The organism is uncultured Amnibacterium sp. (assembly GCF_964250715.1).
In the GTDB taxonomy this organism is placed as follows: Bacteria; Actinomycetota; Actinomycetes; order Actinomycetales; family Microbacteriaceae; genus Amnibacterium.
In genome coordinates this window covers 30,969-49,306 of the sequence record NZ_CAXUGX010000003.1, presented here as the reverse complement: position 1 = coordinate 49,306, position 18,338 = coordinate 30,969, and the positions used below count along the sequence as shown (strand labels likewise).

Genomic DNA, 18,338 nt, shown 5'->3' with positions numbered 1-18,338 from the left:
ATTGCTCATGGCGGCCTGCGGCCGGTGGTGGTCAGAGTTGTGTCTGCAGGACGAGCAGGCCGGGGAAGACCGCGAACGCGATCGTCACCGGCAGGATCAGGAACACGAGCGGCACGAGCATCGCGATCTCCTTGCGGCCCGCCGCCTCGATCAGGCCCCGACGCGCCTCGTCGCGGGCGTCGCCCGCCTGCGCCCGCAGCAGTTCGGCGAGCGGGGTGCCGCGGTCGAGCGCAGCTACGATGTGGGCGAGGCTGCGCGTGAGGGCCGGGATGCGCAGTTCGTCCGCCACCCGGGCCAGGGCCACAGCGAGCGGGACGCCGACCGCCACCTCGGCCGTCACCCTGCGGAACTCCTCCGCCAACGCCCCGGAGGCGACGCCGGCGACCCGGCGCAGCGCGTCATGGATGCTCTCGCCGGCGGAGACGCTGAGCGCCAGGAACTCCAGCACCGTCGGCAGCTCGCTCTCGATCCGCGCGACGCGGCGCGTTCCCGCCCGCGTCAGCAGTGCGTTCAGCCCGAGGAGTCCCGCTCCCGCCCCGAGCACGGGCAGTGCGATCGCGGTGGCCGCCGGGCCGTGGGCGAGACCGACCGCGACAGCCGCGGCACCGCCGGCCGCCGCGCCGCCGACCGTCCAGAGCATCTGACGCAGCCGGTGCGCTTCCACCGAACGCTCGTCGCCGGCCCGCCGGAGGGCGTACGCAGTTCGGCCGGCGACCCCGAGTACCCCGCCGAACACCGTCTGGAATGCCCGCAACGCCGGCTCGACCAGCACGCCGACGATCGGCAGCGGGTCGACCGAGGGCCGGTAGGTGAAGCGCCGGGCCTCCGCCGAGACATCCAGCAGCGACGGCGCGACGCGAGCCGCGAGGCGTGGCTGGGCGAATCTGGGGAACAGGCTGACGAGGCTCCACAGCCCGAGGCCGATGCCGACGCCGCACGCGACCGCCCAGGCGATCGAGGGCGTCACCGGAACCACCTGCGGTCCTCCGGCAGCCGGCCGATTGCGATCATCATGCGGTAGGCCGCCACGCAGACGCCGAGCGCGACGAGGATCAGCACCGTTCCCTGCGGCGTTGCGAACGCGGCGGCGGCACGCGGTTCGAGCGCGAGCATCACGAGCACGATCCACGGCGCGACGACGCCGAGCTTGGCCGAGTTCGTCACCCACGACTGCCGCGCCTCGGCCTCGGCGCGCAGGGCGAGATCCTGCCGCAGGTGCAGGGCCAGGTCGCGCAGCACCCCCGGCAGCTCGGTCCCGCCCACCTGCCGGGCCATGCGCAGGATCTCGATCAGGCGGTCCGCGGTCGGGTCGGCGAACCGCGCCTTGACCGCATCCAGCCCGGCCCCGACCGTGCCGGTCTCCCGCCACCGGCGCTCGAAGAGCGCGAATCCGCTGCGCAGCGCCACGGGACCGGTTACCGCGAGCCCGGCGAGCGCATCCGGCAGCGGCTGGCCGGCCCGGACCGACGACACCAGGTGGTCGACCACCTCGGGCCAGAGCGCCCGGTTCGCCCGTGAGCGGCTGCGGGAACGGGCGCCGGCGATGGTCCAGGGCCCGAGCGCCCCACCTGCGAGCGCCAGCAGCCCGAGGGCCGGCAGTCCCGTCACCGCAAGGACTACGGCGCCGGCGACCACGCCGATCAGCGCGGAGACGGCGACGAACGCCGCCGTACTGACCTCGGGCAGGCCCGCGCTCGCCAGCCGATCCGCGACTCCCCGGCCGACCCGGCCCGACCCGCGCGGCGCCCCCGACCGGGACCCGGGTCGGAGCAGGGGCGACGCCACCAGCAGCGCCCCCGCGGCCAAGGAGGCGGCTAGGCACCAGACGAGCACGCCGGTCATGCCGCTCCCCGCAGCAGCTCGCTCGGATCGAACCCGGCTGCTGCGAACTTGGTGGAGCGGGGCGGGATGCCGCCGGTCGGTCGGAGGACCCCGTCCTGCAGCGCGAAGATGCGGCTCGCCTCGATGACGCCGCCCTCGGCCGCGGGGGCGCTGAGGGCGCCGCTGAGCGCCAGCACCTCGGTGACGCGCCGGGTGCCGCCGTGCAGCAGCTCGCAGTGCACGACCAGATCGACGCTGGAGGCGACGGTCGGCACGACGAAGGAGGCGTCGATGTTGCGGCCGGCCAAGAGCGGCAGCGTGCACAGCTTGACGAGGGCCTCGCGAGCGCTGTTGGCGTGCAGAGAGCAGGCGCCGGGCACTCCGCTGTTCAGTGCGATCAGCAGGTCGAGCGCCTCGGCCTCCCGCACCTCGCCGACCACCAGCCGATCGGGGCGCATGCGCAGTGCCTCCTTGATCAGGCGCCGGAGCGTCACTTCGCCGGTGCCCTCCAGGCTCGGCTGGCGGCACTGCATGCCGACCACGTCGCGGCCGGGCAGCCGCAGCTCGAAGGTCTCCTCGACCGTCACCACGCGGTCGGTGGGCCGGCCGGCCGCGATCAGCGCGTTCAGCAGGGTGGTCTTGCCCGCCTGGGTCGCACCGGAGACCAGCACGTTCAGTCCGGAGAGCATGGCGACGGTCAAGAAGTCCGCGGCCCGCCGGGGCAGCGAGCCGCGCGCGACGAGTGCGTCGAGGTCGGTGGTGCGACGGGAGAACTTGCGGATGTTCACCACCCAGTGGCGGCGGGTCACATCGGGGATGACGACGTGCAGCCGCGAGCCGTCGGGGAGCGACGCGTCCACGAACGGCGCCGCCAGGTCCACGCGACGGCCGCTGGAAATGAGCATGCGCTCGACCAGGTCGCGCACCTCCTGCTCGGTGAGCACCAGCGGTGTCAGCTCGGCGACGCCGTTGCGGGCGACGAACACGCGAGTGGGCGAGTTGATCCACACCTCCTCGATGTCGGGATCATCGAGCAGCGGCTGCAGCGGACCGAGCCCGGTCAGCGCCGCGACCACCTGCCGCTCGGCCCCGCGTTCGTCCCCGATCAGCGGGATGTCGGAGCCGAGCGCCCGCTCCGCGTACCGTCGCACCTCCTCGTGCACCGCGCCGGCGGCGCCGCCCGGGTCGACCTCGCCGCGCCGGGCGCGCTCGCGCACCGTCTGGGCGATGACCTGCACCGGGGAACTCATGCAGGGCAGTGTGCCGAGGACGAGTCAGGCGGGTGCGAAGTTGTCCACAGGCCGGCGGCCGATGCGGCGTCGCCGGGCGCCGATACACTGACACCGCTCCTGACGCGGGAGTGGTGGAATCGGTAGACACGCAGGATTTAGGTTCCTGTGCTTCACGGCGTGAGGGTTCGAGTCCCTCCTTCCGCACCGAGTGCCCGCGCGTGCGCGGTGCGGGTGCGGACCCGCATGAATAGCACGGCGCATCACCGGTCACGACGGAGCGAGCGGAGGAAGACGGGATGCACACTGCTGCGATCTTCGCCTTCCTGGACCCCGACCACCTCGCCATGTTCGGGCCGTGGGCCATCGCCATCGTCTGTGCGGTCGTGTTCGCCGAGACGGGCCTGCTGATCGGGTTCGTCTTCCCCGGCGACACCCTGCTCATCGTCACGGGGCTGCTCACCCAGAGCGACAAGCTGCATCTGCCGATCTGGGTCGCGGCGCCCGCCATCGCGATCGCGGCGTTCCTGGGCGGTGAGCTCGGCTACTACATCGGGCGCAGGGTGGGTCCGCGCATCTTCGAGCGTCGCGACTCCGGCATCTTCAGCAAGGCCCAGGTGGACCGCACGAACGCGTTCTTCGACCGGTACGGCGCCGGAGCGGTCATCCTGGCGCGGTTCGTACCGGTGGTGCGCACCTTCGCGCCGATCGCGGCCGGCGTCGGGCACATGGACTACCGCAAATACAGCCTCTACAACGTCATCGGCGCGGTGGCGTGGGGGTTCGGGATCACGTTCCTCGGCTACGTGATCGGCTTCATCCCTCCGGTTCGCCACTTCGTCATCGAGTACATCGACCTGATCCTGCTGGCGGCCGTAGCCGTCACCGTGATCCCGACGATCATCCATCTGCTGCGCAACCATTGGTCCGCCAAGCGCAGCGCCGGTCACGCCCCCGCCGACTGACGGCGGCGCAGCCAGTCGCTCGCCAGGGCGCGCCGGTCAGAGCACGCCGGTCTGAGCACGCCCCGGGGTCAGGGAGCGCGCAGCACCTCGGCCAGGGCGCGGAAGGCGCGGGCGCGGTGGCTGACGGCGTTCTTCTCGTCCGCAGTGAGTTCGGCGGCGGTCCGGGTCTCGCCGTCCGGCACGAAGAGCGGGTCGTAGCCGAATCCGCCCCCGCCCCGCTCGGCGCCGAGCAGGTGTCCCGGCCACTCGGCCAGGCGTACCGCTTGCTCCCCGACGGCTCCCCCGGCCGGCACCACCAGGCAGGCGGCGCAGACGAACCGGGCGCGCCGGTCGGCGATCCCCTGCATCCGCGTCAGCAGCAGGGCGCGGTTGTCGGCGTCGAGCCCGGTCCCGGCGAAGCGGGCGGAGTAGAGGCCGGGGGCGCCGCCGAGCGCCTGGACCGCGATGCCGGAGTCGTCCGCGATCGCCGGCAGCCCGCTGCCGAGGGCCGCCGCCCGGGCTTTGATCAGTGCGTTCGCCTGAAACGTGTCGCCGTCCTCCACGGGACTCGGACCGTCGTAGGGCAGCACCTGCAGGTCCGGCAGCAGCGGGGCCAGGATCGCGCGCAGCTCCAGCACCTTGTGCGCGTTCCCGGTCGCCAGCACGACGGCGGGGAACCGCGCCATCACGAGGAGGCGGGAGCGGAGGAGGACGTGGAGGCGGCGGGCGCGGAGGACGATCCAGCGAGCGCCGCCTGCTGCAGCACCGTCAACTGCGCGGTGCCCGCGACGGCCAGATCGAGCAGGACGTCCAGTTCGCGCCGGTCGAACGGCGCTCCCTCCGCAGTGCCCTGCACCTCCACGAACAGTCCGCGGCCGGTGGTGACCACGTTCATGTCCGTCTCGGCACGTGAATCCTCGGTGTATGCCAGATCGAGCATGGGTTCGCCGTCCACGATCCCGACGGACACGGCGGCGACCGAGTCGGTCAGCGGCTGAGCGCGCTGGCCGATCAGCTTGTGCTCTCTCGCCCAGGCGATCGCGTCGGCGAGCGCCACGTAGGCGCCGGTGATCGCCGCCGTGCGGGTGCCGCCGTCGGCCTGCAGCACATCGCAGTCCAGCACGAGCGTGTTCTCGCCGAGCGCCTTCGTGTCGATCACGGCGCGCAGCGACCGGCCGATCAGGCGGGAGATCTCGTGCGTGCGGCCGCCGACCCTGCCCTTGACGCTCTCGCGGTCCATCCGGTCGTTCGTCGACCGTGGCAGCATGCCGTACTCGGCGGTCACCCAGCCGCGGCCCTTGCCCTGCAGCCATCGCGGCACGCCGCCGGTGAACGACGCGGTGCAGAGCACCCGGGTCCGCCCGAACGAGATGAGGGCGCTGCCCTCCGCCTGCTCGCTCCACCCCCGCTCGATGGTCACCGGGCGCAGCTGCCCGGCCTCGCGTCCGTCCTGTCGGGTAGTCATGCGGGTCCTTTCATGGATGCAGCCGGCAGCTGAATCGCGCCGGTGCGCACCAGATCGACCGGCGGCACCTCCAGGCCCAGGAAGCGGCGCGACAGGGCGACGAAGGCGGCTCCGCTCTCGCCGGTCGCCTCGAACACGTGGCGGGGCGGTCCTCCGGCGGTGCGCAGCAGGTCGTGCGTGACGAGCTGCTGATACACGTCGTTCGCGGTCTCCTCCGCAGACGACACGAGCGCCACGTCGGGCCCCATCACGTATTGGATCGCCGCCGACATCAGGGGATAGTGGGTGCAGCCGAGCAGCACGGTGTCGACCTCGGCCGCCTTCAGGGGCGCCAGGTACTCCTCCGCGGCGGCGAAGAGCTCCGGGCCGCTGGTCACGCCGGCCTCCACGAAGTCGACGAATCGGGGGCACGCCGCCTGCACCACGGTGATAGCGGGGTCGGCGACGAACGCGTCGACGTAGGCGAGGGAGTTGACGGTGCCGACGGTGCCGATCACGCCGATCCGCTTGCTGCGGGTGCGCCGTGCCGCCGCCCGCACCGCCGGCAGGATCACCTCGGCCACGGGGATGCCGGCGCCATGGGTGAACCGCTCACGGGCGTCGCGGAAGACCGCCGCGGAGGCGGTGTTGCAGGCGATGACGAGCATCTTGACTCCGGCGCCGGCGAGGTCGTCCATGACACCGAGGGCATACGCTCGCACCTCGGCGAGCGGCTTGGGGCCATACGGCGAGTGCAGGGTGTCGCCGACGTAGACGACGGATTCGTTCGGCAGCTGGTCGATGATCGCGCGGGCAACTGTCAGTCCGCCGACACCGGAGTCGAAGATGCCGATCGGCGCATCGGACCCGGGCGTGACCACAGCGCACGATCCTTCCACGCCGGAGCGTGCGATGGCGGAGCGTGCGGCGATGGGCGGTGCGCTGCCGGCCGCGCGGGCGACGATTCAGTCGAGGTCGTTGCGGCGGCGGACGGAGACGATCAGGGCGACGGCGAGCGACACGATGACGATCGCGACGACGGTGAGGGGGAGGTAATCGATCAGCGTGAACGACGCGAACTGGACGGACGGGTCGAACGCGAGCGTCCCCGGGTACGGGAGCATCGGGTGGGGAGCCTTTCGGGGCACAGGCTGCGGGCGACCGGGTGGGTGGACCGGACGGACTCACGACGGCAGGGGTAGACCGATCGTTGTGTCCCCATCAGCGTAGGGACGCGGCCGGTCGCGCAGCAGTACCCAGTTGGAGGGGGTCGAGCCTGACGGGGTGTCTAGGCTGCGGCACGTGCCGAGCACCGCGCTGCTGACCGACCGCTACGAGTTGACGATGGTCGACGCGGCCCTCGCCGACGGGACCGCCCATCGCCGCAGCGTGTTCGAGGTCTTCGGTCGCCGGCTGTCCGGTGGCCGGCGGTACGGCGTCGTCGCGGGGACCGGGCGCCTGCTGACGGCGATCGCCGCGTTCCGCTTCGGCGACGACGAGTTGGCCTGGCTGGAGCGGGAGCGGGTGGTCGCGGCGCGGACCCTCGCGTTCCTGGCCGACTACCGCTTCTCCGGCGACCTGCAGGGGTATCGCGAGGGAGAGCTCTACTTTCCCGGCTCGCCGCTGCTGACGGTGCAGAGCAGCTTCGCCGAGGGCGTCCTGCTGGAGACGCTCGTCCTCAGCATCCTGAACGCCGACTCGGCCGTCGCGACCGCCGCGGCGCGGATGGTGTCCGCCGCAGCCGGGCGACCGCTGGCCGAGATGGGGTCCAGGCGCACGGGCGAGCACTCCGCGGTCGCCGCCGCTCGGGCCGCCCACATCGCCGGGTTCGGCTCCACCTCCAACCTGGAGGCGGGCCGCACCTGGGGCGTGCCGACGTTCGGCACCGCCGCGCACGCGTTCACCCTGCTGCACGACAGCGAGGAGCAGGCCTTCCGGGCACAGGTCGCCGCCTTCGGGCCGGGAACGACCCTGCTGGTGGACACCTACGACGTGCACGCGGCGATCGAGACGGCCGTGCGGGTCGCCGGCCCGCGACTCGGCGCCGTACGGCTGGACTCGGGCGACCTGGTGCACCTGGTGGGCGAGGTGCGGCAGCACCTGGATGCGCTGGGCGCGACGAGCACCGCGATCACCGTGACCAACGACCTGGACGAGTACGCCATCGCGTCGCTGGCTGCGAGCCCGGTCGACTCCTACGGCGTGGGGACCCGGCTGGTCAGCGGCTCCGGCCATCCGGCCGCGGGCCTCGTCTACAAGCTGGTGGCGCGCACCGACGACGACGGCTCGTGGCGTGACGTCGCCAAGCGCTCCGCCGACAAGGCCGGTACCGGTGGCCGCAAGTGGGCGGAGCGGGAGTCGGATTCAGCAGGTGTCGCGGTCGCCGAGCGGGTCACCGTCGGCGACGCTCCGGTGCCGTCGACGGGGAGACGTCCTCTGATCGTGCCGCTGATGCACGAGGGCGAACCGGACGGCGCGGCCCTCGGCGCGGCGGGTGTGCAGGCGGCACGCGCACACCATACGAATGTGATCGGCGAGCTGCCGCCGGCGGCATTCCGCCTGTCGGGCGGCGATCCCGTGATCCCGACGTTCGTCGAGCGGAACTGAGCCCCGGCGCTACGCGAACTCGTCGTAGATCTTCTTGCAATCGGGGCAGATCGGGAACTTCTCGGGATCCCGCCCCGGCACCCACACCTTGCCGCAGAGGGCGCGCACCGGCTTGCCGGTGACGGCGGATTCGACGATCTTCTCCTTCTGCACGTAGTGCGCGAAGAGGTCGTGGTCGCCGTCCTCCAGCTGCTCGTGCTGGATCAGCTCTTCCAGCTCGCGGTCGAGGGTCGACGTGCCACCACCCGGTTCGGTGGACGAATCCCTGAGCGCCATGGGTTCAGCGTACGCCGCCGGCCGGGCCGGCGGCAGGGCGTCCGGCAGGGCCCCCGGGGGTGCCGCGCGGGATCCCCGGGGGCTCGTCGAGCCGGTCAGACGCGCATCGCCGCGGCGAGGATCTCCGGTCCCCGTCGTCGGAAGACACGGGCGCCGAGCGCCAGCCCGCCGGCGAAGACGAGCACGCCGACAGCCAGCCCGATCGCGAACGACCCGACCGCCGATCCGCCGATTCCGAGTAGGAATCGGCCGCCGAGCAGCACGGCGGGGGCGGCCAGGACGAACTGGGCCAGGAAGGTGATCGACTGAACGGCGACCGTCACGGCGCTCGTGGTGTTGGGGTGCTGGAACGGGGAATCGCCGGGCCGCGGCACGGGGTAGGGGAACAGCGCGGAGGTGACGAAACCCAGTCCGGTGCCGGAGAGCAGCAGGGCGGAGGAGACGCCGAGCAGCGGCAGCACCGCGGCGTGCTGACCGTAGATCGCGGCGGCGACGAAGGAACCGACGATCACGAACGGCACGCCGATCAGCAGCACGGGAACGGCGCGACCCAGGCGGTCGGCGCGGCCGGGCACGCCGGAGGCGACGTGCAGCCAGACGGCGGTGCTGTCGTAAGCGGTGTCGTTGTGCCCGGTCCAGCCGAGGAACAGGGCGATCACGGGCACGGGCAGTAGCGCGAGGGGCCGACCGGGAACGCCGGCCACGAGCAGCGCGACGACGATCAGGATGGGCGTCACCGGCAGCATCACGAGCGCGAGCCGGTAGCGCACGTCGCGGCCCCAGTAGGTCATGCTGCGCGCGGCCACCGCCCAGCCCGGCCCCGCGGGCAGCCGGGCGAACCAGCCGAGCCCGCCGAACGTCCGCACCCGGCCCTGCCGCGCCGGCGTGACGAGCGACAGCCCCACCAGTCCGCGCCAGGCGAGGCACAGCAGGCCCAGGGTCACGAGCGCGATGACGAGCTGCACCAGGCCGAGTGGGTTGCCGGCTGCGATCGACGCGGGGGCGGCCCAGACCGCGCCGAGGGGAGTCGCGGCCAGCACCTGCGACACCCCCGCGACGGCCGCTCCGACTCCCTGTGACGGGCGGAGTGCGGCGAGCAGCACGAACCCCAGGGAGAGCAGCACCAGCAGCACGACGACGATCGCCGACGAGCTCTCGCGGGAGCGGCGCGAGGAGAGCAGCAGCGACGCGGTTGCCGCGCTGATCCGGGAGACGAGTGTGCACGTCAGCACCGCGACCGGCCAGGCGATCAGCGCGACCACGAACGACCCGACGGACCGCGACCACGTCACCAGGGTGGCCAGCACCGCGATGGTCGTGCCGATGGCGGGGATGCTGATCAGGGCGGCCGCGCCCAGCCCGATCGACAGCCGGGTGCGCGGGATGCCGAACAGGGCGAAGCGACGCGGGTCCATCGCGTCGTCGACGCCGAGCAGCAGAGGCACGATCAGGAACGCGACGAGCGCGATCGAGCCGCCGATCACCACGATCTCCGACGCGGTGTCGACGGGGGCGAAGCGCAGGGCGACGAGGGCCACGACGGCGGCGAAGGTGAATCCGGCGCCGTAGAGGAGCGCCACCACCACACCGACGACCTGCCAGGGGCTGCGCCGGAACGCACCTCCGAGCAGGGCGAGCTTCAGACGCAGGAACTGTGTCACGATCTCGGCCGGGGTATCGAGCAAGGTCGCCGGGGCACCGTGCGGACCTGCCGCAGCGGAGCGGTCAGTCCGTGAAGCTGTGCAGCCACTCCAGGCCCTCCGCCGCCTTGCGTCCGCCGGCGAGTTCGACGAAGCGCTCCTCCAGGCTCTGCTCGCCGCGCACCTCGTCGACCGTGCCGGCCGCGAGCACCCGCCCGCCGATGACGACCGCGACGTGGTCGCACACCCGCTGGATGAAATCCATCCCGTGGCTGGACAGCACCACGGTGCCGCCGGAGGCGACATAGCGCTCCAGGATCTCGACGATGTTCGCCGCCGACACGGGGTCGACCGACTCGAACGGCTCGTCGAGCACCAGCAGGCGCGGCGAATGGATCATCGCGGCCGCCAGGGCGATCTTCTTGGTCATGCCGGCGGAGTAGTCGGCGACCAGGCGGCTCGTCGCATCCTGCAGCCCGAACGCCGCGATCAGATCGGCCGTGCGCTGCTTGACCGTACCCGCAGCCATGCCCCGCAGGACGCCGGCGTAGTAGAGCAGTTGCGCGCCGGTCAGGCGGTCGAAGAGCCGCAGCGCATCCGGCAGCACACCGATGATCGCCTTGGCCCGCTCGGGCTGGCGCCACACGTCGATGCCGTGCACGGTGACGGTGCCGGCATCGGGGCGCAGCAGTCCGGTCACCATAGAGAGCGTGGTCGTCTTACCCGCGCCGTTCGGGCCGACGATGCCGTACAGGGATCCGGCGTCGACGGTCAGGCCGACCCCGTCGACGGCCACGGTGCCGCCGAAGCGCTTCGTGAGCGCTTCGATCACGAGGACCGGTCCGGCCGGCTTCGGGGCCGCAGGCGCGGGTGCGGCCTTCGGTGCCGGCGCGGCCGTCGCGATCGGCTGCTGCGGGGCGTCTGCAGCAGGCTCGGGCTTCGGGGTGCGCGGCTTCGGCGCCGCGCGAGTACCCGACGCGGTCCTCGCTGCGGCGTTCACTGAGCCGGTCTTCGCGGTCGCGGATTTCGCGGTGGCCGACTTCGCGGCGGCCGACTTCGGGGCACTGGAAGCGGTCGACTTCGCAGCGCCGGTCGACTTCGCAGCAGCGGTCGCCTTCGCGCCGGTCGACTTCGCAGGCGACTTCGCGGCAGGCGACTTCGCAGCAGTCGTCTGGGTCGGCGGGCGCTTCGCGGCGGCGGACCGCGCAGCGGTCGCCACCGCGGGAGCGGACGTCGGCCGGGACTCTGCGGGCGTGGTGTCTGCGGGCGCTACCTCTGCGGGCGCGACCCCTGCCGATGAAGCCGTCACCGGAGTCGCCGTCGGAGTCGCCGTCGGAGGAGTCGGCATCGCCGCGACCGAGGTGCCCGCCGTCTCCTCACCGGTGTCCGGGATGGGTTCGGCGGCGGGTGCCGGGGTCGCGGCGACGGGCTCGGCGACGACGGATTCATCCGCTCCGGTCGTCTCGGCGTGAGGGGCCCGCACCACGTCGGGCCGGGCGACTTCCGCGGCGGCGCGCCGGGCGGGACGGGCCGGTCGGGCGGCGGCGGGCTTCGGAGCGCTGCTGAACGTCACCCCGGGGGTGGGACGGGGCGTCCGCACACGCCGCGCTGGGCGCTCGTCCACTGGCGGGCCGTCCGACGGCGGGGCGCCAGGATCAGGCGAAGCGGGAACAGTCACTGCGCCGAAGATACCGTCTCGGGCGTTCGGCGGGGCCGGCCGGATCGGCTCCCGCCCGCGTCGCAGACGGACCCGAAGTCGGCGGACGGTTTAGAGTGCACGGACCCGGCTGCGGCGCAGCAGCGCCTCGTGCGACGATCACGGCCGCGCCGGCGCACGAGCGGTGCGCACCCGTGACCGCCCGCATGAAACCGCGCAAGGACCGAGCCCGCACCGTGACCGCCACTCTCGCCCGCCCGGCGTCCGCGCCCGCACGACGCACGACCTACTGGTCGCGGTACCGGCACGCGCTGCTGCTGCTGACGATGCGCGACCTGAAGGTGCGGTACACGACCAGCGTGCTCGGCTACCTGTGGTCGATCATCGACCCGCTGCTGATGGCGGCGATCTACTTCGTGGTGTTCACGTACGTGTTCCACCGCGGGGGCTCCAGCGAGGAGCCGTACATCGTGTTCCTGCTCGCCGGGGTGCTGCCGTGGACCTGGTTCAACGGCAACATCTCGGATGCGACCAGGGCGTTCCGCTCCGAGGGCAAGCTGATCCGCTCGGTGAAGATCCCACGCACCATCTGGGTGCTGCGGCAGGTCTGCTCCAAGGGCATCGAGTTCGTCATCAGCCTGCCGGTGATCGCGTTCTTCGCCCTGATCAACTTGAAGGCTCCCACGTTCGGTTCGCTGATCTACCTGCCGCTGGCGCTGGTGCTGCAGGTCGTGCTGACCGTCGGCCTCAACTTCATCATCGCTCCGATGGCGGTGTTCCTGCGCGACCTGGAGCGCATCGTCAAGCTGACGCTGCGCCTGCTGTTCTACGGGGCGCCCGTGCTCTACCACCTGGAGATCGGCACGCCGCTGCTGCACTTCCTGTACGGGCTGAACCCGCTCGCCGGCATCCTCGACCTCTATCGGGCGTGCTTCTTCCCCGCCGTGCTCGACTGGGGCTACGTGCTGCAGTCGGCAGCGGTCTCGGTGCTGCTCTTCGCCGTCGGCGCCGTGGTCTTCCGCCGCGCCGTGCCGCGCGTGTTGAAGGAGCTGTGACCGTGGCCTCGGTCATCTCCGTCGACGACGTGGGCATCAGCTTCAAGCGCAACCGGCAGCGCCAGCGCAGCTTCAAGGACCTGTTCGCCGACCGACAGCGCCGCGCAGCGCCCGACGAGTTCTGGGCGCTGCGGCACGTGTCGTTCGAGGTGGCGCAGGGCGAGGCGATCGGAGTCGTGGGCCGCAACGGCCAGGGCAAGTCGACCCTGCTCAAGCTGGTCGCGGAGGTGATGCTGCCGGATGAGGGCACCGTCGCCGTGCGCCGCGGGGTTGCGCCGCTGATCGAGATCACCGGCGGCTTCGTCGACGACCTCTCGGTCCGTGAGAACGTCTACCTGTCCGCCGGCCTGCACGGCAAGACCCGCGACGAGATCGACGCGGAGTTCGACGACATCATCGCGTTCGCCGAGATCAAGGACTTCGTCAACACCCCCTACAAACATCTCTCCAGCGGCATGAAGGTGCGGGCGGCCTTCGCGGTCGTGTCGCGCATGGACGAACCGATCCTGCTGGTGGACGAGGTGCTGGCGGTCGGCGACCGCGGTTTCCGCACCAAGTGCTACGCGCGCATCGAGGAGATGCTGGACGAGGGCCGCACGCTGTTCTTCGTCTCCCACAACGACCGCGACCTGCAGCGCTTCTGCACCCGCGGGCTGTACCTGGACAAGGGACTCCTGCAGTTCGACGGGCCGATCGAGGAGACGTTCGAGCGCTACTCCGCCGACTACGCCTGAGCGGGCTCGGGGCGGTCGGGGCGCTCGGAGTGGTAAAAGTGGTCGGAGTGGGGCAGCCCGTCAGGTGCGGGGCAGTTCGAGCGCGTTCCCGGCGCTGACGGGGGCGTGGACCAGGATGTAGTCGCCGCCGCCGGTCGACTGCAGATGCACCTTCTGCTTCAGATGGGTGGCGGGCAGCACGAAGGTGTCGCCGTTCAACAGCTTGCCTGCGTCGCGGATCGGCACGTCGATGCCGTAGCGGTCGCGCAGCTCGCTCTGCAGGGTCTGCCGCTGCGCGTTCAGCGTGGCGAAGCCGGGGAGCGAGGCGAGCGCCGCGCCGACCAGCGCGATCGCGGCGACCGCCACGCACAGGGTGAGGACCGGTCGGCGGCGTCCCCGTCGCGCGAGCGTGGGCCCGAAGAGGATGGGCAACGCGATCACGATCGCGGCGACGAGCACGAAAGCCAGGGCGGGGATGAACACGTCGTTCTGGTGCTCGCGGAAGTAGTCGATGTGCATCCGCGCCTCCGTGCGGCCGGCGCGCACGCACCGTCCGGCCGGAACGCTAACACCAAGGTGATCGCCGGAGGTGGTGCGTCGGGGTGGATCGCCAGCAGCGGTTCCTACACTTGCCGGACCATGGCGCAGCGCACCTCCGACGACGACACACTCGCGACCAAGTGGACCCGAGGCGGGTTCGAGCGGCTGCTCACGGTGCAGCGGCCGGTGGTGCTGGCGCATCTGCGTCAGGTTCGCAGGCAGAAGCCCGCGGCATCGACCGCCGAGGTGGCGAAGATCCTCGAGCAGCGCTACCTGGCGGCGGTGACCACCGGAGGGGCCGCGGTCGGTGCAGCGGCCGTGCTGCCCGGTGTCGGCACGGCGACCGCGCTCGCGATCAGCGGGGTCGAGACCGCCGGCTTCCTGGAGGCGAGCGCCCTGTACGCCCAGTCCGTGGCCGAGCTGCACGGGATCACGGTGGACGATCCGGAGCGGTCCAGCTCGCTGGTCATGGCGCTGATGCTCGGCTCGGCCGGCGGCGACCTGGTTCGGCAGTTCGCCGGCGAGGCTGCGGGGACCGGGCCGGCCCGCGGCGCGTTCTGGGGCGAGGTCGTCACCAAGCGGCTGCCGAAGGCATTGATGAATCGGCTGACGGAACGCATCCGCAAGGTGTTCCTGCGCCGCTTCGCCGCCCGGCAGGGCGCGAACATCGTGTTCCGCGCCGCGCCGTTCGGTATCGGCGCCGTCGTCGGCGGAACCGGCAACCACCTGATGGGCCGCAAGGTGATCCAGGCGTCGCACGACGCGTTCGGGCCGCCCCCGTCGGCGTTCCCGGGTGAGGTGACCATCGGCACGGCTCCCAAGCAGATCGACGCGGGCGAGCCCGGCGACCCTCTGAACGCTGCCGACCCGGTGGACCCTGCCGACTGAATCACACCGCCAGCCAGACGAACTGCAGCGGCTCCAGCTCGACGCCGGTCCACAGGTCGACGGTGATGTCGGCCACCACGTCGTGCGCTGTGGCGGGCAGGTCGGCGAAGAGGTCGGCGGGCAGCGTGCGAGGCGAGTCCGACAGGTTCGCCAGCACCAGCAGCGAGCCCTCGTCGCCGGGGCGCAGGTAGCCCAGCACGTGCCGGTCGCCGGTGGGAAAGGGCACGAGCGACGTCCCCGCCAGCTCGTCCAGCGCGCGCCGAAGGCCGATCAGATGGCGCATGCCCCGATAGATGCGTCCCGCGTCGGTCGCCGGATCGTCTCGCTCGGCGTACCGCAGAGCCGGGTAGGCCGGGCGATGCACCCAGCGGCTGTCGTCGGCACGGTCGGGATCGTCCAGGTAGCCGTAGTCGTTCAACTGGCCCACCTCGTCGCCCAGGTACAGCAGCGGCACGCCGCCGGTGGAGAGCGCGATCGAGTAGGCGAGCAGGATGCGCTCCGCCGCTCCCCGCTCCCCCGTCTCCAGACCGGCGAGCGACGCGGTGGTACCGCAGACCCGATGGTCACCGGTGCGCGGGTTCTCCTGGAACGGCACGCCCTTGGCGAAGCTCCCCGGAAAGCGACCGACGTAGAAGGCGTTCAGGAACCGGCGATGATCGGGGCCGTTGATCCCGTGAGCAGCGGCGTCCTCGTCGGCGAACGTCCAGCTGAGGTCGTCGTGGCTGCGCACGGAGTTCACCCACGACGTCCCGGACGGAACGGCATGGCGTCGCTCCAGCGCATCCGCGAGCAGGGTCGCGTCGCGGGTGGCGAGCGCCTCCCAGGTCAGCGCCGTCTGCAGCGGGTTGGACGCCAGCTGGCACTGCCCCGGTTCGATGTACTGGGCGACCTCGTCGGGGTGCACGAGCGCCTCCGCCTCGAACAGCAGTCCCGGCGCGGCGATGCGGCACACCGCGTTGAAGGCGCCGACCAGTGTGTGCGCCTTCGGCAGGCTCTCGCAGGACGTGCCGAGCTGCTTCCAGACGAACGCGACCGCATCCAGGCGCAGCACGTCGATGCCCAGGTTCGCCAGAAAGAGCATCTCGCCCGCCATGGCGGTGAAGACGGCGGGGTTGGAGTAGTTCAGGTCCCACTCAAAGGAGTGGAACGTCGACCACACCCACCGCCCGTCGGGCAGCGGGATGAACGATCCTCGGTGGTCGTCCGGGAGTACCTCGCGGGTGGTTCGCTCGAATGCGTCGGGCATGGTGCGGTCGGGGAAGATCCAGTAGTACCCCTCGTATTCGGGATCCTTCGCAAGCGCCTGCCGGGCCCAGACGTGCTCGTCGGCGGTGTGGTTGAAGACGAAGTCGAGTACCAGCGAGATTCCGACCGCGCGCAGGTCGTGGGCCAGCGCGCGCAGGCCCGCCATGTCGCCCTGCGCCGGATCCACCTCGCGGTAGCTACTGACGGCGTATCCGCCATCGGAGTCGCGCTCGGGCGCCGCGAACAGCGGCATCAGGTGCAGGTAGGTCAGGCCCAGTTCCCGCAGGTACGGGATGCGGGCGCGGATGCCCTCCAGGTCGCCCGCGTATCGCTCGACGGAGCAGACCCCGCCCACCACGCGGTTGTCCAGGAACCAGTCCGGCTGCGCCTCGCGGAGCGCATCGACCCGTTTCAACTCGTCGGGCCGGTCCGCCCAGCTGCGGGCGGCGACCACGAGCAGGGCGCCCAACTGGTCCAGGCAGTGCTCGTGCTCACCGTACAGCTCGGTGAACCGGGTCAGCAGGCGCGGGAAGTACGTCTGCAGTCGATCCTCGAAGGCCGGATCCGGAGCCACCTGCGCATCGGCCAGCCGAGCCTGCACGTAGCCGAGCGCCGCCTGCACCTGCTGGTCGATCGTGAGCACGGACGGAGCTCCTTCCGCTCCGCCGGAGTCTAGAAGCGCCCTCCTAATGACGGCCCGATCGGCCCCTAGCTCGAGTACGTCCCCAGGGTCACCTTGACGGTGTGGCTCGTGCCGTTCCGGTCGTAGGTGAGAGTGCTGGAGGCGCCGCCGGCCAGAGCACGCACCTGCGCGGTCAGGTCGCTGGAGTCGGCGACCGCCACACCGTTGAACGCGGTGATGACGTCGCCGACCTTCAGGCCGGCCTTCTCCGCCGCGCCGCCCGCGGTCAGCTTGGCGACCGTCGCGCCGGACACCGTGCTGGACGAGGTGGGGTCGCTCGGCTGCACGCCGAGCAGGCCGTGCGTCGCCTTCTTGCCGTCCATCAACTCCATCGCGATGCGGTGGGCGATGTTCGACGGGATCGCGAAGCCGACCCCGATGTTGCCGGACTGCGAACCGGCGGTGGACTGCGAGCCGGTCCCGGCGATCGCCACGTTCACGCCGATGATCTGGCCCTGGCTGTTCAGCAGTGCGCCGCCGGAGTTACCGGGGTTGATCGCCGCGTCGGTCTGCACGACCGAGAGCGCGATCTGCGTCGGCGCGGCCTGGGTGGTACCGCCCTGGCCGTCGGTGCCGCCGCCGAAGTTCCAGAAGTTGAACGGGCTGCCCTCGCCGCTGCCATCGCCGCCGCTGGAGTCGTCGCTGCCGCCCTGCGGCACGGCCGACGAGGCGACGGTGATGCTGCGGTTCAGGGCGCTGACGATGCCGTTGGTCACGGTGCCGGAGAGCCCCAGCGGTGCGCCGATGGCGATCGCGGCGTCGCCGACGTTCAGCTTGCTGGAGTCGCCGAAGCTGGCGGGCTGCAGACCGGAGGCGCCGTTCAGCTTGATGACCGCCAGGTCGTTGGTGGGGTCGGTGCCGACGATCTTGGCGGTGTAGATGCGGCCGGCGTTGGTGGTCACCGAGATGGTCCCGCTGGAGGAGTCGCCGTCCAGCGTGACGACGTGGTTGTTGGTCAGCACGTAGCCGTCGTCGGTCAGCACGATGCCGGAACCGGTACCCGCCTCCGAGCTGGCGGAGACCGAGATGGTGACGACCGACGGCGATGCCTTCGCCGCGACCGCCGTGATCGCCGTGGCGGACGCCGGGTTCGCCGCGATGACGTTGCCGGCTGGGGCGACTGCGCCGGTCGTACCGGCGTCGCCGTGAGACGAGACCGCGACCGCGACTCCGGCCCCCACGCCGCCGCCGATCAGGGCGGCGACGAGCGCGATGGCCGCTGCGGGCAGCAGCAGTCCGGCACCCGAGCGACGCCGGCGGAAGGCGGAGCCGTCGCCGGCGGCAACGGCCGTCCCGGAGGCGAAGTGCTGGGTCGCGCCCAGATGACCCGGATCGGCGGCGACAGGAGCGGTGACATCGCCGTCAGCCTGCGTCCCCGAGGCTGTGGTGCCCGAGGCAGTGGCACCCGAGGTCGTGTTCTCCGAGGCAGTGTCGATGGGCTGGGTCGTGGCGGCCGAGGCCTCGACGGGCGCGTCGACGCGGGGCGGGTTCGGCTGGTCCTGGCCCGACGTGGAACCGGTGTCGGTCATGGCTGCTCCTTTCAAAGCGGAGTGAGCATGACGCAGCAGTCTGTGCGCTTCTTATGAAGCTGCTGTCG

19 protein-coding genes and 1 tRNA gene are annotated in these 18,338 nt (G+C 71.8%); 7 read left to right on the top strand and 13 right to left on the bottom strand.

Annotation, left to right across the window (positions count from 1 at the left end):
• Positions 1 to 31: 31 nt before the first annotated feature.
• From ACFE7H_RS04340 to ACFE7H_RS04330, 3 genes are read right to left on the bottom strand one after another with little or no spacing between them, the layout of a single operon-like run.
• Positions 32 to 967, bottom strand: a complete 936-nt coding sequence (locus ACFE7H_RS04340) for a type II secretion system F family protein (protein WP_375399992.1) — start codon at positions 965 to 967, stop codon at positions 32 to 34.
• A complete protein-coding gene (locus tag ACFE7H_RS04335; RefSeq protein WP_375399991.1) occupies positions 964 to 1,842 on the bottom strand; it encodes a type II secretion system F family protein in 879 nt (292 codons plus the stop codon). Before ACFE7H_RS04335 ends, ACFE7H_RS04340 begins: the two co-directional genes overlap by 4 nt.
• Positions 1,839 to 3,071, bottom strand: a complete 1,233-nt coding sequence (locus ACFE7H_RS04330) for a CpaF family protein (protein ID WP_375399990.1) — start codon at positions 3,069 to 3,071, stop codon at positions 1,839 to 1,841. The genes ACFE7H_RS04335 and ACFE7H_RS04330 overlap by 4 nt, the downstream gene beginning before the upstream one ends.
• A gap of 104 nt (positions 3,072 to 3,175) precedes the next feature.
• On the opposite strand from ACFE7H_RS04330, the gene ACFE7H_RS04325 reads away from it, so the two are divergent.
• Together ACFE7H_RS04325 and ACFE7H_RS04320 are read left to right on the top strand one after the other, a co-directional pair.
• Positions 3,176 to 3,257: transfer RNA gene (locus tag ACFE7H_RS04325), tRNA-Leu, on the top strand.
• Positions 3,258 to 3,349: 92 nt separating this feature from the next.
• Positions 3,350 to 4,015: a DedA family protein gene (locus tag ACFE7H_RS04320; protein WP_375399989.1), complete on the top strand. Its 666-nt coding sequence runs from the start codon at positions 3,350 to 3,352 to the stop codon at positions 4,013 to 4,015.
• Between the two features lie 68 nt (positions 4,016 to 4,083).
• On the opposite strand, the gene rdgB is transcribed toward ACFE7H_RS04320, so the two are convergent.
• From rdgB to ACFE7H_RS04300, 4 genes are all read right to left on the bottom strand, one after another.
• Entirely contained in the window at positions 4,084 to 4,680 is a 597-nt protein-coding gene (gene rdgB, locus ACFE7H_RS04315) for an RdgB/HAM1 family non-canonical purine NTP pyrophosphatase (protein WP_375399988.1), read from the bottom strand.
• A complete protein-coding gene (gene rph / locus ACFE7H_RS04310; protein WP_375399987.1) occupies positions 4,680 to 5,459 on the bottom strand; it encodes a ribonuclease PH in 780 nt (259 codons plus the stop codon). Before rph ends, rdgB begins: the two co-directional genes overlap by 1 nt.
• Positions 5,456 to 6,319, bottom strand: a complete 864-nt coding sequence (gene murI, locus ACFE7H_RS04305) for a glutamate racemase (protein ID WP_375399986.1) — start codon at positions 6,317 to 6,319, stop codon at positions 5,456 to 5,458. Before murI ends, rph begins: the two co-directional genes overlap by 4 nt.
• Before the next feature lie 84 nt (positions 6,320 to 6,403).
• Positions 6,404 to 6,562 carry a hypothetical protein gene (locus ACFE7H_RS04300; protein WP_375399985.1) on the bottom strand — a complete coding sequence of 53 codons (159 nt, stop codon included), beginning with the start codon at positions 6,560 to 6,562 and terminating at the stop codon, positions 6,404 to 6,406.
• 178 nt (positions 6,563 to 6,740) lie between these two features.
• On the opposite strand from ACFE7H_RS04300, the gene ACFE7H_RS04295 reads away from it, so the two are divergent.
• Positions 6,741 to 8,045, top strand: a complete 1,305-nt coding sequence (locus ACFE7H_RS04295) for a nicotinate phosphoribosyltransferase (protein WP_375399984.1) — start codon at positions 6,741 to 6,743, stop codon at positions 8,043 to 8,045.
• Between the two features lie 9 nt (positions 8,046 to 8,054).
• Here ACFE7H_RS04295 and ACFE7H_RS04290 read toward each other — a convergent pair whose 3' ends face one another.
• From ACFE7H_RS04290 to ACFE7H_RS04280, 3 genes are all read right to left on the bottom strand, one after another.
• A complete protein-coding gene (locus ACFE7H_RS04290; RefSeq protein WP_375399983.1) occupies positions 8,055 to 8,321 on the bottom strand; it encodes a DUF3039 domain-containing protein in 267 nt (88 codons plus the stop codon).
• Positions 8,322 to 8,416: 95 nt separating this feature from the next.
• Positions 8,417 to 10,006, bottom strand: coding sequence for an ABC transporter permease (locus ACFE7H_RS04285; protein ID WP_375399982.1), 1,590 nt, complete (start codon positions 10,004 to 10,006; stop codon positions 8,417 to 8,419).
• Between the two features lie 40 nt (positions 10,007 to 10,046).
• Positions 10,047 to 10,793 (bottom strand): ABC transporter ATP-binding protein, encoded by a 747-nt coding sequence (locus ACFE7H_RS04280; protein ID WP_375399981.1) that lies wholly within the window; start codon positions 10,791 to 10,793, stop codon positions 10,047 to 10,049.
• Here ACFE7H_RS04280 and ACFE7H_RS04275 point away from each other — a divergent pair.
• The 3 genes from ACFE7H_RS04275 (at position 10,777) to ACFE7H_RS04265 (ending at position 13,407) form a co-directional block, all read left to right on the top strand.
• On the top strand, positions 10,777 to 11,433 hold the full coding sequence (locus ACFE7H_RS04275) for a hypothetical protein (protein WP_375399980.1): 657 nt from the start codon (positions 10,777 to 10,779) through the stop codon (positions 11,431 to 11,433). The two genes, ACFE7H_RS04280 and ACFE7H_RS04275, sit on opposite strands and share 17 nt — an antisense overlap.
• Positions 11,434 to 11,854: 421 nt before the next feature.
• Positions 11,855 to 12,673, top strand: a complete 819-nt coding sequence (locus tag ACFE7H_RS04270) for an ABC transporter permease (RefSeq protein ID WP_375399979.1) — start codon at positions 11,855 to 11,857, stop codon at positions 12,671 to 12,673.
• A gap of 2 nt (positions 12,674 to 12,675) precedes the next feature.
• Positions 12,676 to 13,407, top strand: a complete 732-nt coding sequence (locus ACFE7H_RS04265) for an ABC transporter ATP-binding protein (protein ID WP_375399978.1) — start codon at positions 12,676 to 12,678, stop codon at positions 13,405 to 13,407.
• A gap of 60 nt (positions 13,408 to 13,467) precedes the next feature.
• On the opposite strand, the gene ACFE7H_RS04260 is transcribed toward ACFE7H_RS04265, so the two are convergent.
• On the bottom strand, positions 13,468 to 13,905 hold the full coding sequence (locus ACFE7H_RS04260; RefSeq protein WP_375399977.1) for a hypothetical protein: 438 nt from the start codon (positions 13,903 to 13,905) through the stop codon (positions 13,468 to 13,470).
• A gap of 120 nt (positions 13,906 to 14,025) precedes the next feature.
• Here ACFE7H_RS04260 and ACFE7H_RS04255 point away from each other — a divergent pair, with 120 nt between their 5' ends.
• Positions 14,026 to 14,814, top strand: coding sequence for a hypothetical protein (locus ACFE7H_RS04255; RefSeq protein ID WP_375399976.1), 789 nt, complete (start codon positions 14,026 to 14,028; stop codon positions 14,812 to 14,814).
• Between the two features lies 1 nt (position 14,815).
• Here ACFE7H_RS04255 and ACFE7H_RS04250 read toward each other — a convergent pair whose 3' ends face one another.
• Together ACFE7H_RS04250 and ACFE7H_RS04245 are read right to left on the bottom strand one after the other, a co-directional pair.
• Positions 14,816 to 16,702, bottom strand: a complete 1,887-nt coding sequence (locus tag ACFE7H_RS04250) for an alpha-amylase family glycosyl hydrolase (protein WP_375399975.1) — start codon at positions 16,700 to 16,702, stop codon at positions 14,816 to 14,818.
• 65 nt (positions 16,703 to 16,767) lie between these two features.
• Positions 16,768 to 18,270 (bottom strand): S1C family serine protease, encoded by a 1,503-nt coding sequence (locus ACFE7H_RS04245; protein WP_375399974.1) that lies wholly within the window; start codon positions 18,268 to 18,270, stop codon positions 16,768 to 16,770.
• Between the last annotated feature and the right edge of the window lie 68 nt (positions 18,271 to 18,338).